Origin of the sequence: Mycobacterium sp. (genome assembly GCF_039583785.1) — a bacterium.
Classification (GTDB): Bacteria; Actinomycetota; Actinomycetes; order Mycobacteriales; family Mycobacteriaceae; genus Mycobacterium.
In genome coordinates this window covers 1-13,931 of the sequence record NZ_JAVKSG010000055.1, presented here as the reverse complement: position 1 = coordinate 13,931, position 13,931 = coordinate 1, and the positions used below count along the sequence as shown (strand labels likewise).

At 68.1% G+C, this 13,931-nt stretch carries 14 protein-coding genes; 7 read left to right on the top strand and 7 right to left on the bottom strand.

Annotation, left to right across the window (positions count from 1 at the left end; genetic code table 11):
* Positions 1-165 precede the first annotated feature (165 nt).
* From ABDV69_RS15525 to ABDV69_RS15515, 3 genes are read left to right on the top strand one after another with little or no spacing between them, the layout of a single operon-like run.
* The gene (locus ABDV69_RS15525; RefSeq protein WP_343575938.1) at positions 166-789 is read left to right on the top strand and encodes a superoxide dismutase family protein; all 624 of its coding nucleotides are present in this window, start codon (positions 166-168) and stop codon (positions 787-789) included.
* Between the two features lie 25 nt (positions 790-814).
* A complete protein-coding gene (locus tag ABDV69_RS15520) occupies positions 815-1,924 on the top strand; it encodes a glutamate--cysteine ligase (RefSeq protein ID WP_343575937.1) in 1,110 nt (369 codons plus the stop codon).
* Complete coding sequence (locus ABDV69_RS15515; protein ID WP_343575914.1) at positions 1,924-2,580, top strand: LON peptidase substrate-binding domain-containing protein; 657 nt, start codon at positions 1,924-1,926, stop codon at positions 2,578-2,580. Before ABDV69_RS15520 ends, ABDV69_RS15515 begins: the two co-directional genes overlap by 1 nt.
* Before the next feature lie 35 nt (positions 2,581-2,615).
* Here the strand turns inward: ABDV69_RS15515 and ABDV69_RS15510 are convergent, their stop codons facing one another.
* From ABDV69_RS15510 to ABDV69_RS15495, 4 genes are all read right to left on the bottom strand, one after another.
* Positions 2,616-4,769: an AAA family ATPase gene (locus ABDV69_RS15510; RefSeq protein ID WP_343575913.1), complete on the bottom strand. Its 2,154-nt coding sequence runs from the start codon at positions 4,767-4,769 to the stop codon at positions 2,616-2,618.
* 46 nt (positions 4,770-4,815) lie between these two features.
* The gene (locus tag ABDV69_RS15505) at positions 4,816-5,676 is read right to left on the bottom strand and encodes a phosphatidylcholine/phosphatidylserine synthase (protein WP_343575936.1); all 861 of its coding nucleotides are present in this window, start codon (positions 5,674-5,676) and stop codon (positions 4,816-4,818) included.
* A 63-nt stretch (positions 5,677-5,739) separates the two neighbouring features.
* Positions 5,740-6,453, bottom strand: coding sequence for a phosphatidylserine decarboxylase (locus ABDV69_RS15500; protein WP_343575911.1), 714 nt, complete (start codon positions 6,451-6,453; stop codon positions 5,740-5,742).
* 30 nt (positions 6,454-6,483) lie between these two features.
* The gene (locus ABDV69_RS15495; protein WP_343575909.1) at positions 6,484-7,407 is read right to left on the bottom strand and encodes an SDR family NAD(P)-dependent oxidoreductase; all 924 of its coding nucleotides are present in this window, start codon (positions 7,405-7,407) and stop codon (positions 6,484-6,486) included.
* An 85-nt stretch (positions 7,408-7,492) separates the two neighbouring features.
* Here ABDV69_RS15495 and ABDV69_RS15490 point away from each other — a divergent pair, with 85 nt between their 5' ends.
* Positions 7,493-7,969 carry a PH domain-containing protein gene (locus tag ABDV69_RS15490; RefSeq protein ID WP_343575907.1) on the top strand — a complete coding sequence of 159 codons (477 nt, stop codon included), beginning with the start codon at positions 7,493-7,495 and terminating at the stop codon, positions 7,967-7,969.
* Between the two features lie 29 nt (positions 7,970-7,998).
* On the top strand, positions 7,999-9,471 hold the full coding sequence (locus ABDV69_RS15485) for a PH domain-containing protein (protein ID WP_343575905.1): 1,473 nt from the start codon (positions 7,999-8,001) through the stop codon (positions 9,469-9,471).
* Here the strand turns inward: ABDV69_RS15485 and ABDV69_RS15480 are convergent.
* Positions 9,468-11,141: a DEAD/DEAH box helicase gene (locus ABDV69_RS15480; RefSeq protein ID WP_343575934.1), complete on the bottom strand. Its 1,674-nt coding sequence runs from the start codon at positions 11,139-11,141 to the stop codon at positions 9,468-9,470. The two genes, ABDV69_RS15485 and ABDV69_RS15480, sit on opposite strands and share 4 nt — an antisense overlap.
* Before the next feature lie 118 nt (positions 11,142-11,259).
* Between ABDV69_RS15480 and ABDV69_RS15475 the strand changes: the two genes are divergently transcribed.
* Complete coding sequence (locus ABDV69_RS15475) at positions 11,260-11,958, top strand: M24 family metallopeptidase (RefSeq protein WP_343575932.1); 699 nt, start codon at positions 11,260-11,262, stop codon at positions 11,956-11,958.
* Here ABDV69_RS15475 and ABDV69_RS15470 read toward each other — a convergent pair.
* The gene (locus tag ABDV69_RS15470) at positions 11,955-12,866 is read right to left on the bottom strand and encodes an SDR family NAD(P)-dependent oxidoreductase (protein ID WP_343575903.1); all 912 of its coding nucleotides are present in this window, start codon (positions 12,864-12,866) and stop codon (positions 11,955-11,957) included. The genes ABDV69_RS15475 and ABDV69_RS15470 overlap by 4 nt on opposite strands.
* A 108-nt stretch (positions 12,867-12,974) precedes the next feature.
* On the opposite strand from ABDV69_RS15470, the gene ABDV69_RS15465 reads away from it, so the two are divergent.
* Positions 12,975-13,541 (top strand): TetR/AcrR family transcriptional regulator, encoded by a 567-nt coding sequence (locus ABDV69_RS15465; protein ID WP_343575901.1) that lies wholly within the window; start codon positions 12,975-12,977, stop codon positions 13,539-13,541.
* 54 nt (positions 13,542-13,595) lie between these two features.
* Here ABDV69_RS15465 and ABDV69_RS15460 read toward each other — a convergent pair.
* Positions 13,596-13,931: hypothetical protein (locus ABDV69_RS15460; RefSeq protein ID WP_343575900.1), on the bottom strand; the 336-nt coding region annotated here is incomplete at its 5' end.

Sequence of the window (13,931 nt, the reverse complement as noted above, 5' to 3'; positions counted from 1 at the left end):
CGGCCCGCATCGTCGTCGGGCTGGAGTTTGTCGATCCCGCTCCTCAGCGGGCCGTTCCGGCCCGCATCGTCGTCGGGATAGGCTCTCCCCATGCTCAAGCCAGCCAGCGGCCGCACATTCGCCGCCGCAACCGCACTCGTCCCGATTGTCGCCTTGGCGGCGCTGATGAGCGCCTGCACGCCACCGCAATACCCGGCCACCTCTCCCGGCACGCAGCCGCCGATCTGGACCGGCTCACCGGCGCCGTCGAGCACGGAGCCGGCCGGCCAGCAAGGCGGAACGGACAGCCTCACCACGCAACTGAGCGACCCCAACGGCACCAAGGTCGCCACGGCGAAGTTCGAGTTCAACCCGGGCTACGTGACCATCACCATCGAGACCACCGGGACCGGTCAGCTGAGCCCGGGTTTCCACGGTGTGCACATCCACTCGGTGGGTAAGTGCGAGGCCCACTCGGTGGCCCCGGCCGGCGGTGAGCCCGGCGACTTCCTTTCTGCGGGCGGACACTTCATGCCGCGTGGCGACCACGAGGCCGGCGATCTGACTTCCCTGCAGGTGCGCAAGGACGGTGGGGCTCTGCTGGTGACCACCACCGACGGATTCACCAAAGCCGACCTGTTGGCCGGTGCGGGGACTTCGATCGTCATCCACGCCGGCACCGACAACTTCGGCAACATCCCGGCGGACCGCTACAACCAGGTCAACGGCGCACCCGGACCCGACCAGACGACGATGTCGACTGGCGACGCCGGTAAGCGGGTGGCCTGCGGCGTGATCGGCACCGGTTAGTTCCGCGTCGGACAGGGGTACCGCTATCAGGGTGAACTTCGCGTCCTCACCCCGCCCGACGCTGGGAGTCGAATGGGAGTTCGCGCTTGTCGACGCCCAGACCCGCGACCTGAGTAACGAAGCCACCGCGGTTTTCACCGAGATCGGCGAAAACCCGCGTGTGCACCAGGAATTGCTGCGCAATACCGTCGAAGTCGTCACTGGCGTGTGTCACAACACCGCGCAGGCGATGGACGATCTCCAATCCACGCTGACGTCCGTCCTGCCGATCGTCCGGCAGCGTGGCATGGAGTTGTTCGGCGCGGGCACTCACCCGTTCGCGAGTTGGTCGTCGCAGAAGCTGACCGATGCGCCCAGGTACGCCGAATTGATCAAGCGCACCCAGTGGTGGGGTCGTCAGATGCTGATCTGGGGAGTACACGTCCACGTCGGCGTTTCCTCGCCGGACAAAGTGATGCCGGTGATGTCGTCGTTGCTGAACTGGTATCCGCATCTGCTGGCGCTGTCCGCGTCGTCGCCGTGGTGGGTCGGCGACGACACCGGGTACGCCAGCAACAGGGCGATGATGTTCCAACAGCTTCCCACTGCGGGCCTGCCGTTCCAATTCGAAAAGTGGGACCAGTTCGAGGGTTTCGTCCACGATCAGAAGAAAACGGGGATCATCGAGGACGTCAACGAGGTGCGATGGGACGTTCGGCCGTCGCCGCGCAACGGGACGCTCGAGGTGCGGATCTGCGACGGCATCTCCAACATTCGTGAGCTCGGTGCGCTGGTCGCGTTGACACACTGTCTGGTGGTCGATCTCGAACGTCGACTGGACGCCGGCGAGGCACTGCCGTCGATGCCGCCGTGGCACAACCAGGAAAACAAATGGCGCGCCGCACGTTATGGCTTGGACGCAATCATCATCCTCGACGCCGACAGCAACGAGCGCCTGATCACCGAGGACCTCGATGATCTGCTGACCCGACTGGAACCCATTGCCACAGCGCTGGATTGCGCGAATGAGCTGGCGGCGGTTGCCGATATTCCGAGGCGCGGAGCGTCGTATCAACGGCAGCGGCGGGTCGCCGAGGAATACGACGGAGATCTGCGCGCTGTCGTCGACGCGTTGGTCGGGGAACTGGAGATCTGATGGAGCTCGCAGCTGAATTCGGTCGTCTGGCAATGTTTCCGCTGCAGTCGGCAGTCCTGCCCGGTGAGGAGCTACCGCTGCAGATATTCGAGCCCCGCTATGCCCAGATGGTGCGAGACTGTATGCAGGACAACAACCCTCGGTTTGGGACGGTGCTGATTTCGCATGGCCGCGAAGTCGGCGGCGGTGAAGTCCGCTGCGATGTCGGCACGGTGGCCAAGATCGTCGAATGCGTCGACGTCGCGGGCTCGGGCCGATTCGTGCTGCGTTGTGCGACCGCCGAACGGATCAAGGTCTGCGAGTGGTTGCCTGACGACCCATACCCGCGCGCCGCGGTGCAGGAGTGGCCCGACGAGCCGGGGAAGCCGGTGAGTTCGGGCCAACTGGAGGAACTCGAAGACCGCATGATGGCGTTGTTCGAGCGCATTGCCAATGCGCGCGATTTCCCGGTACCGGATAGGAACGAAGTGCTGGGCTCCAGCCTCGACTTTTCTGACGCGGGAGAACGGTTGTACGCATTGGCATGCCGTATTCCGATCGGCCCGGCGGACCGCTACTCGGTGCTGTCCGCGCCGACGGCGCACGAGCGACTGACCGCACTGGGCGAGGCGGTGGATTCCGTCGCCGCGATCATCGAATTTCAGCTCTCGCAGTAACCGGCGGATGCCGTGACCATCGCCCGGTCTGAGGATCAGCGTTCGGCGGCGAACCCTCGCAGGTTGGCCAATTGCGCGGGATCTACTGAAGGACGGACGTTTTCGCACGCAGCCGCTACATCGGCTGCGGTGATATCGGCGGCGTCGACCGAGCGTCGCATCGCAGTGAGCGCGGCCTCGCGCAGCAGCGCCACGCAGTCGGCGGCGCTGTAACCGTCCAGGTCGGCTGCCAACGCCTCCAGATCCACGTCGCGCAACGGAATCGACTTGCCGGCAGTCCGCAAGATGGCCACTCGAGCTTGCGCATCAGGTGGTTCGACGAACACCAGCTTCTCCAGCCGACCGGGCCGCAGCAGCCCCGGGTCGATCAGGTCCGGCCGGTTGGTGGCCCCGATCACCACGACGTCACGCATCGGCTCGATGCCGTCGAGCTCGGTGAGCAGCGCCGCCACCACCCGGTCGGTGACGCCGGAATCGAAGCTCTGGCCGCGTCGCGGCGCCAAGGCGTCGACCTCGTCGAGGAAGAGCAGCGACGGTGCGGAATCGCGGGCGCGGCCGAACAACTCACGTACCGCCTTCTCTGAGGAGCCGACCCATTTGTCCATCAGCTCAGAGCCTTTGACGGCATGCACGGACAACCGGCCGGTGCTGGCCAGCGCGCGCACCACGAACGTCTTGCCGCAGCCCGGTGGGCCGTACAGCAGTACACCGCGCGGCGGCTGGACACCGAGACGGGCGAAGGTGTCGGGGTGCTGCAGCGGCCACAGTACCGCTTCGGTCAACGCCTGTTTGGTCTCGACCATGTCGCCGACATCGTCGAGGGTGATCGAGCCGACCGCTACCTCCGTGCCGGCCGAGCGTGACAGCGGCCGGATCACGCTCAGTGCGCCGAACAAGTCGTCCTGGGTGAGCTTCGGTGGGTTGCCGTCGGAACTGGCCCGAGCCGCTGCTCGCAAGGCCGCCTCGCGCACCAGCGCGGCCAGGTCGGCAACCACGAAACCGGGTGTGCGATCGGCGATCGCGCCGAGGTCGAGGTCGTCGGTAGGCACCCGGTCCAGCCGGCCCTGCAGGAGCGCGGTGCGGGTCGGCCCGTCGGGCAGGCCGAGGACGAGTTCGCGGTCGCACAGGTCGGGGGCGCGCAGTCGCGGGTCGAGGTTCGCCGGGACCGACGACGTGACGATCACCGCGACCTGTGCGGCGGCGATAGCTTTGCGAAGCTCCGAGAGAATCAGTGTCGCAACAGGTTCGGCGATGGCGGGTAGCAACGCGTCGATGTCGGCCACCAACAGGACTCCGCCGCTGTCGCACACTTTCGTCACCGACGCGGTGACCCGTTGCAGGCGGTCGTCGGCGGCCAGCGCGCCCACCTCGGGGCTGCCGAGTTCGACCAGTCGTCGTCCGGCGCAGACCGCCCGCACCAGCGTCGTCTTACCGACGCCGGCCGGACCCGATATCAGGACGCCCAAATTGGTCGTGGCACCGAGGCTTTGCAATAGGTGCGGCTCGTCGAGTGCAAGCTTGAGCCACTCGGTCAGTTTGGCCGCCTGTGCGCTGACACCCTTGAGATCGTTGACGGTCAGTTGCGCGGCGCTGGCGGGCTCGTACTCGGCAACTTCGGCCGGGACACCGTTGCCCCACGTGACCGACGAATTCGGCTGCACGCTCACCGGCCCGGCGGGGTCGACACCGGTGACGGTCAACAGTTCCGACGTCCAGCTGATGCCCACCGCGGAGGCCAGCGCGCGTGTCGCCGCGGACGTGGACGTGCCCGGGCCGAGGTCGCGGGGCAACAGCGATACGGCATCGCCGACGGTCAACACCTTGCCCAGCAGGGCTTGTCGCAAGGTCGCCGGCGGCAGTGACCGCGTGGTCAGCGTCGAGCCGCTGAGTGTCACCGACCGGGCGCCGTAGACGGTGGCAGCCACCACGATGACGGCCGCGTCCTGGCTCAGCCCCGCGTTGGACAGCGTCACGTCGTCGAGCAGTACCGTGCCCACCGGCACCTGCGGACCGGACATGCCGGCCACCGCGGTCGTGGTCCGCGACCCGGTTAGCGACACCGCATCCCATTCCCGAATACCAAGTGCGGCAATCGCATTGGGGTGCAGACGGATCACACCGCGGCGCGAGTCGACGGCCGAGGTGTTCAGCCGGGCGGTTAGGGTCAGCTGGGCCGGGGCCGGTGCCAAAGGCCCGCCTCCTGCGCAGGTCCGGCGGCCCGCATCGTCGCCGGGCTCATGTCCGGCCGGTGGGCCTGCGCAGCCCGAGCCGCGCCATCGACCGGCGGTTCGGCTGCGCCCGGCGGATCGCCCGGCGGGTGGCGCGCCGCTGCTTAGGCTTCTCGCCCCACGCCTCGGGATGCGCGGCCAGCCAGTGGTGACTGCGGACCGAGAACGGGATGTAGCAGAGGTAGGCCGCGATCACCACCATGATCAGGATGTAGGGGAACAGGAACGCGGCGGCGGCGACGATGGCCAGGCCGGCCAGCAGCAGCGCGGCGAAGTTGGGCGGCACCGAGACGGCATGCATCTTGCGCATCGGAAGCCGGCTCACCAGCAGCATCGAGCAGGTCACTATCCACGCGCAGACGAACCACGGCGACGTCCACCAGCCCAGGCCGAACTGGAGCTTGGCGGCCAGCGGACCGAGCGCGCAGATGGCCCCCGCCGGCGCCGGGACGCCGACGAAGAACTCGCGCGCAAACGACGGCTGGCTAGCGTCGTCGAGCAGCGCGTTGAACCTGGCCAGCCGCAACACGATCGACACCGCGTAGAGCAGAACCACCACCCAGCCGGCCGGCAGCCCGGGCATCATCGAGACGTACATCACGACCGCCGGGGCTACCCCGAAATTCACTGCGTCGGCCAGTGAATCGATCTCCTCGCCCATCCGCGACTCGGCATCCAGGGCCCGCGCCACCCGGCCGTCGAGACCGTCGAGGATCGCGGCCGCGGCGATCAGCGCGATCGCCACGTACGCCTGACCCTCGAGCGCGAACCGGATCGAGGTCAGCCCGGCGCAGATCGCCAGGACGCTCATCGAGCTGGGCAGGATGCGCAGGGGGGCGACCCGCTTGCCGCCCGGCTTAGTAATCAGTGCCGCTCCTCCCGCCCTGATCAGATCGCACTGCTGTGATTATCGTCGTCGGTACGGACGTGATCACGGCAACTCGGCCAACACCGTCTCGCCGGCTACCGCGCGCTGGCCGAGGCTGACCAACACCTCGGCGCCGGCCGGCAGGTAGGTGTCCAGCCGGGACCCGAACCGGATCAGCCCGTAGGTGTCACCCATCGAGACCTTGTCGCCGACATGAACATTGCAGACGATGCGGCGGGCCACCAGGCCGGCGATTTGCACGGCTACGATCTCCACTCCGTCCGGGGTGCGGATCCGCACGCTGTTGCGTTCGTTGCTGTCGCTGGCCGCGGGTAGGTCGGCCGAGCCGAACAGGCCGGGCCGGTGTTGCACGGCGATCACCTCGCCGCTCACCGGTGCCCGCTGCACGTGGGCGTCGAACACCGACAGGAAGATGCTCACCCGGGTCAGCTCCGCATCACCCATCCCCAACTCGGGCGGCGGCGCGGCGGACTCGATCAGACACACTTGGCCATCGGCCGGTGCGACGACGACGCCGGGACGGGTCGGCGGCACCCGCGGCGGGTGCCGGAAGAAGCCCGCACAGGCACCGGCGGCCAGCAGCCCGGTCCGACGCAGCCATCGGGAGCGGCGGCCGATGAGAGCCAGACCCAATCCCGCGGAAATGAACGGTAGCCCGGCCGGATGCACGGGTGGGACGGTCTGCCGCAGCAGCGACAGCACATGCTGCGGGCTGATCGTCGAATTCTCGGCGGTCGAGCGGGGACGTCGTGCCACGCGGTTATCTTAGAAGAGCCGCGACCGCTCTCAGACCGGATACGTGACGCCGGTCAGTTCCGCGGACACCGCCCACAGCCGGTGTTGCAGCTCCTCGTCGTGCGACTGCGCGCTGGACGAGACCAGCTTCGGGTGTCCGCGCTGTTCGCCGAGGCCATCGGGCCCGTAGTACTGCCCACCCGCCACGCCCGGGTCGGTGGCGGCGCGCAGCGTCGGCAGGGCGCCCATCGCCGCGCCCTGGAGGAGCAGCGGGCCTGCCAAGGCGATCAGCGGTTTCAGCAGCGTCGGCGCGTTGCGACCCAGCTCTGTGTTGGACGCGCCGGGGTGCGCCGCGACGGCGATGGTGTTCGTGTGCTGCTCGGCCAAGCGGCGTTGTAGCTCGTAGGTGAACAGCAGATTCGCCAGCTTGGACTGGCCGTAGGCGGCGAACCGGTCGTAGCTGTGTTCGGACTGCAGGTCGTCGAAATGGATCGCGGCTCGCAGCCGGTGGCCCATGCTGCTGACGGTCACCACCCGCGAGCCCCGCACCGGCAGCAGGTTGTCCAGCAGCAGCCCGGTTAGCGCGAAGTGCCCGAGATGGTTGGTGCCCAACTGCATTTCGAAGCCGTCGTCGGTGAGCTGTCTGGGGGTCCACATCACGCCGGCGTTGTTGATCAGCAGATCGATGCGCGGATAGGCCTTGCGCAGCGCCGCTGCGGCGGCGCGGACCGAGGCCAGTGAGCTGAGGTCGAGTTCCTGCAAGGTCACGTCGGCGTCCGGATGGGCGGCGACCATGCGCGCCAGCGCGAGGTTGCCCTTTTCCAGGTTGCGCACCGCGAGGACGACGTGGGCACCGGCCTGGGCCAGTGCGGCGGCGGTGTGATAGCCGAGACCGGTGTTTGCGCCGGTGATGACGACGACTCGGCCGCTCTGGTCGGGTATGTCGCTCGTGGTCCACTTACTGTCGGAGCTCATCGGGGGAAACAATACCCACCGACCTTCGGTGTCGTCGTGTCGGCGCAAGTCGTTCTGCTCTCGGTGGCATCCTCAAGGCGTGGACATGGTTGATCCAGCACATCTGCCGAGTCGGCGCGCGCCGCTGCGGTGGGCGGTCGGTGGAGTCATTCCGTGGCTGCTGCTGGCCGCCGGAGAAGTCGTCTGGTACGCGTTGGACACGCGAATGCCCTGGCTGCACATCGTGATCGGCGGCGCGACCGTGCTCGGCGTGGTGATCTCGACGGCCGTCGTGCCGATGTGGCGCTACCGGGTACACCGCTGGGAACTCGGCCCGCAGGCGGTGTTCACCCGTACCGGTTGGCTGGTGCAGGAACGGCGTATCGCGCCGATCGCGCGGGTGCAGACCGTCGACACCTACCGCGGGCCGGTCGACCGACTGTTCGGGCTGGCCAACGTCACCGTCACGACGGCTTCGTCGGCCGGCGCGGTACACATCGTCGCGCTCGACGTCGACGTCGCCGATCATCTGGTCGCTCAGCTGACCGACATCGCGGCGATCGGTACGCAGGACGCGACGTGAGTCGCGCAGGCGATCGGACCGTGCGCCGTATGAGCGCAGTCGCGTGGCAGCGGCTGAGTCCGAGGATGCTGCTGGTCCACCCGGTCCATGAGCTGCTGCGCGAACTGCCGTTCCTGATCGGCGCCATCGTGCTGGGTACGACGACCGGCAACCAGCTCTGGACGGTGGCGGTGGTCGCCTACACCGTCGTGGTCGGTGTGGCGCGCTGGGGCACCACCAGCTATCGCATCGATGCCGGCCAACTGCAGCTGCGCACCGGCCTACTGCAGCGCAAGGTTTTGTCGTTGCCGCTCAACAGGATTCGATCGGTGAGCAGCGATGCGCGGCTGCTGCACCGGCTGACCGGATTGGCAGTGGTTCGGGTGAGCACCGGCCAGGACGCCAAGGGCGCGAACGGGTCCGGGGTCTTCGAGCTCAACGCCGTCGAGGTCGGTCAGGTGCCGCTGCTGAAGGCGATCCTGCTGGCCGACCAGACCGAGCCGCCCGACCCGACCACCGCCGAGACTTCCGAGGAGGCACTGGCCCGCTGGCAGCCGGCATGGCTGCGGTATTCGCCGTTGAGTGTGTCCGGTCTGCTGTCGCTGGCCGCCGCGGCCGGTGTGGTGTACGAGTATGGATTCGTTGGGCCGCTTCAGCATTCGCGGATTGTGACGGCGGTGCTCGACGAGGCCCAACGGTTGGGGACGACCAACACCGTCGCGGTCACCTGCGGCGCGGTGCTGGTGCTGTCGGTGTTGCTGGCCGTGCTGCGGTCGTTGCTCACCTGGGGCAACTTGGTGCTGCTGCGCCGGGCGGACGTATTGCACCTGCGGTACGGCCTGCTGCGGGTTCGCGAGCGCGCCTACGACATGAGCAGGCTGCGCGGCGGAACGCTGCGCGAACCGCTGCTGGTGCGGATGTTCGGCGGCGCCCGATTGGACGCCGTGATGACGGGTGTGCACGGTGCCGGCGAGGCGTCGGTGCTGCTGCCACCGTGCCCCGCGGCGACCGCCGAGGCGGTGCTGACCGAACTGGTCGGGGATCGGGAGGTCGTCTCCGGGCAGTTGCGCGGCCACGGCCGCCGTGCCGCGACCCGACGATGGACGCGGGCCCTGAGCGTGCCGGTGCTGGTGGGTGTGGGGTTGGCAGTGGTGACCGTTTTCGAGGGTAAAGCGGCTGTGCCCGTGTGGTTTTGGCCCGCCTGGATCGCGGCGACGGCGTGGTGTGCGCTGCTGGCGGTGGACCGGATCGGCGCGTTGGGCCACCGGGTGCACGACAGCTGGTTGGTGATGCGCTCGGGCAGCGTGGAACGACGCCGCGACTGCCTCGCCACCGTGGGTATCATCGGCTGGACGGTGCGTCAGACGCCGTTTCAGCGCCGCGCCGGGGTCGCGACTCTGGTGGCTGCCACCGCCGCGGGCGTCAAGCGCTATCCGCTGATCGACGTTCCGGACGACCTGGTGTGGTCGATTGCGGCCGAGGCGTCGCCGTGGGTGGCCGAGAGCATCTGGGCTACCCGCTAAGCGCTCAGCCCGCGCACTGCGGTGATGCGGGCCGCGAGTTGTTCGCTGGTGGCCGCGGCCACCGGTGGGCCCCCACACAGCCGGCGCAGTTCATTGTGAATCCACCCGTGCGGCTTGCCGATTCGATAGTGTGCCGCCGTTACCAGCGCGTTGAGTTCGCGGCGGAGGTCACGCAGTTGCCCATGTCGGGTGACCGGTTCGGGCGCGGCGGCGCGGCGGTCGAACTGCTGTTCCTGCTGGCGGCGCAACAACTCTCGCATCTGCCCGGCATCCAGCAGGCCCGGGATGCCGAGGTAGTCGGCTTCTTCGTCGCTGCCGGCGGGAGTGGCGGTGCCGAACGACGAGCCGTCGAAAATCACCTGGTCCAGTTCGGCGTCGGCGCCCAGTGACTCGAACGTGTTGTCCATCTCGGACGGCTCGTCTCGGCGGCGTTGCGCCTCGGCGAGCTCGTCGGTCTCCCGATGTGGTTGGCCCAGGACGTGATTGCGCTGCGCCTCCAACTCGCTGGCCAGCAGCAGCAGCGACGGCACGGACGGCAGGAAGATGCTCGCGGTCTCGCCGGGCCGCCGGGATCGGACGAACCGGCCGACGGCCTGAGCGAAGAACAGCGGCGTGGAGGCGCTGGTGGCGTAGACACCGACCGCCAGTCGCGGCACGTCGACACCCTCGGACACCATCCGCACTGCGACCAGCCAGCGGGTGCTCGAGGCGGAGAACTGAGCGATCCGCTTCGAGGCACCCGGGTCGTCCGACAGCACAACCGTTGGCTCTTCGCCGGTAATCCGTTTCAGCAGAACGGCATACGCGCGAGCGGCTTGCTGGTCTGATGCAATCACCATGCCGCCGGCGTCTGGTACGCCGCCGGCCCGCAGCTGTCGCAGCCGGGTATCTGCGGCGGTCACGACCGCAGGCATCCACTCGCCGGCCGGGTCCAGTGCGGTGCGCCAGGCCCGTGCGGTGTGCTCGGCGCTGGCCGGCTCGCCGAGTCGCGCGGCGTATTCCGCTCCGGCGCTGTCACGCCACCGGGTCTCGCCGGAGTACGCCATGAACACGACCGGGCGCACCACGCCGTCGGCGAGCGCGTCGGTGTAGCCGTAGGTGTAGTCGGCCTGCGACCGCATCAGCCCGCCGCCGTCCGGTTCGTAGCGCACGAACGGGATCGGGGAGTCGTCGCTACGGAACGGCGTGCCGGTCAGCGCGAGCCGGCGAGTGGCGTCGCCGAACGCCTCCCGGATCGCATCGCCCCAGCTCTTGGCGTCGCCGCCGTGGTGAATTTCGTCGAAAATGACCAGTGTTCGGCGGCCCTCGGTGCGCACCCGGTGACGGGTGGGGTGGCTGGCCACCTGCGCGTAGGTGACGACGACGCCGTGATACTCCGCCGACGTGTGGGCCGCGCTGTTGCTGAACCTCGGGTCCAGCGCGATGCCGTCGATGGCGGCCGCCGACGCCCACTGCACCTTCAGGTGTTCGGTGGGCACCACCACGGTGATCGTGTCGATGCTGCGATCGGCCAGCAACTCACCGGCGATCCGTAGGGCAAACGCGGTCTTGCCCGCACCGGGGGTGGCGACCAGCAGATAGTCTCGCGGTTTGGCGGTCAGATAGCGCACCAAGGCTCGCCGCTGCCAGCCCCGCAAAGCCCGGGTGCTGGGCGCTTCTACTGCCCGCACCCGAAACTCCAATCTGATCGAGATGCAGTCTAGGGCAAGCAGATCGGGCGGTGCATTTCTGCTGGGAAGCAGCGAGTCACGGCGGCCCATCAACTCCGCTCGTACCATCGACCGTGTGATAACGCCGATCATCGACGAAAACGCCCGCGCGGAGCGGCTTCTTGATGCCCAAGCCAAGGCGGCCCGGTTGTTCGACGAGATCGAACGCCGCGGCCTGATCCGCCCGGGCGTGGGTGAGAAAGAGTTGTCCGACGAGATCCGCGACCTGGCCGCCGAACTGCTCGGGGTCAAAGCCCACTGGCATCGGCGGATCGTGCGGGCCGGCGAGAACACCCTGCAGCCGTTCCAGGAGCATCCGCCGGACCGGGTGATCGCCGAGGGGGACATCGCTTTCCTGGACCTCGGCCCGATCTTCGAGGAGTGGGAGGCCGATTTCGGCCGCACCTTCGTACTCGGCGACGACCCGCACAAGCTCGCCGTGCGCGACGCGTTACCCAGGGTGTGGGAAGCGGGACGCGGCTACTTCGACAGCCATCCGGACATCACCGGCGCCGAGTTGTACGCCCACGTCGTCGAATTGGCGCGCGCCGAGGGATTCGAGTTCGGCAGCCCGATCGCCGGACACCTGCTCGGGGAGTTCCCGCACAAGCAGGTCGTCGGCACCGACGCGCAGTGGTACGTCACGCCGGGGTCGAACAAGCCGATGCGCCGCCTCGACCCGCAGGGCCGGGTCTGCCATTGGATCCTGGAGATCCATCTGAACGACCCGGGTGAGCGGATCGGCGGGTTCTACGAGCAGTTGCTCGATCTGGCCTAGACCGGGTACGTGACCCCGGTCAGTTCTTCGGAGACGGCCCACAGCTTGCGCTGACGCTCTGCGTCGTGCGACTTCTTGCTCGAGCCGACGATCACCGGGGCGCCCTGCGACTGCGCGAAGCCGGACGGACCGTAGTACTGCCCACCGATGACCGCCGGATCGGTGGCGGCTCGCAGTTGCGGCAGGGCGCCACCGGCCGCGTCCTGGGTGACCAGGGGTGCGGCGATCCGGAAGACCGACTCGAGAGGACCGGGCAGGTGGCGCATCAACTCGGTGTCCGAGAAGCCGGGGTGAGCCGCTGCGGCGATCGTCGTCGCGCCGGGTGCCAGCCGCCGCTGCAGTTCATAGGTGAACATTAAATTGGCCAACTTGGCCTGCCCATAGGCGGCGACCCGGTTGTAGCTGCGCTCCCACTGCAAGTCGTCGAAGTGGATGTCGGCCAGGATGCGGTGACCGACGCTGCTGACCGTGACGACCCGTGAGCCGGCCACCGGCAGCAGGCGGTCCAGCAGCAGGCCGGTCAAGGCGAAGTGACCAAGGTGGTTGGTGCCGAACTGCAGCTCGAAGCCGTCCTTGGTGGTTCCCTTCGGCGGATACATCACGCCGGCGTTGTTGATCAGCAGGTCGATCCGGTCGTGATCGGCGCGCAGTTGCTCCGCGGCTCCGCGGATCGACTCCAGCGAGGTCAGGTCCAGTTCCTGCAGAGCCACGTCCGCGTCGGGGGAGCTCTTCCGGATTTCGTGCGCGGCGTCTTTACCTTTGTCGAGGTTGCGCACCGCGAGCACGACGTGCGCGCCTTTGGCGGCCAGCGCCGCGGCGGTCTCAAACCCGAGCCCGGTGTTGGACCCGGTGATGACGGCGACGCGGCCGGTCTGGTCGGGAATGTCGGCGGTCGTCCACTTGGTCATGGATAGCTCCCTAAGCTATAAGGTAAACGGGGCGCGCGCTCCGGTTGATCTCTCGACCATATGGAACGTACGCCCCGTTTTGCAATTGTCTGTGGGTGAGGTGGCTCCATGTCGGTACCCGCTCGGCCGCTGCGCGCCGACGCGGCCCGAAACCGTGCCCGGGTGCTGGAGACCGCCTACGACGTGTTCGCCGCCGAGGGCCTGTCGGTGCCGGTCGACGAGATCGCTCGGCGCGCCGGGGTCGGCGCCGGCACGGTCTACCGGCACTTCCCGACCAAAGAAGACCTGTTTGTCGCCGTCGTCGAAGACAGGTTGCGGCACATCATCGCCGCCGGCCGCGCGCTGCTGGACGATCCGGGACCGGGCGAAGCGCTGTTCGCGTTCCTACGTCGGATGGTGTTGGACTTCGGCGCCACCGACCAGGGTCTCGTCGACGCGCTAGGCGGACTCGGTATCGACGTCGAGTCGGTCGCGCCCGTCGCCGAAGACGCCTTCCGCGCGTTGCTCGGTGAGTTGCTGGTGGCCGCGCAGGGCGCCGGAACGGTCCGGCCCGACGTCGACGTCCCGGAGATCAAGGCGCTGCTGGTCGGGTGTCAGGCCATGCAGGGCTACGACACGGCTCGCGCCGCGCGGGTGACCGACGTCGTCATCGACGGTTTGCGCCCGTCGCCCTGAACGGGCCTGGATACGGCGGCTCGTCGGCCGGTGCATCGGGTCGACAACGCGGGGTTACTGGGTGGCGAGGTCGACAGTCTGAGGGCGGTTTGCGGTTTGTTTGGTGGTGGTCACGTCGCGGCATTCACCGATAATCTCGAGGCTGCGGGTAGGGATGTTGGTGCTCTGCGGGTAGAAAATGGCGGTGACGCCGTTTTTCTCGGTCGCCGTGCCGTGGGTGTGGACGTCGTCGGAAGGGCTGGTCCAGCCGATGACTCGGAGGCGCCGCGCCATGTCGGAGATTTCTGCGTTCGACGCTTCGAAGCTCGCCGCCATCGGGTAGCCGATCATGATTTTCCCTTCGAAGGGCGGGTCACGCTGGTCGTTGCAGGACTCGTGCCAGAACGCCGG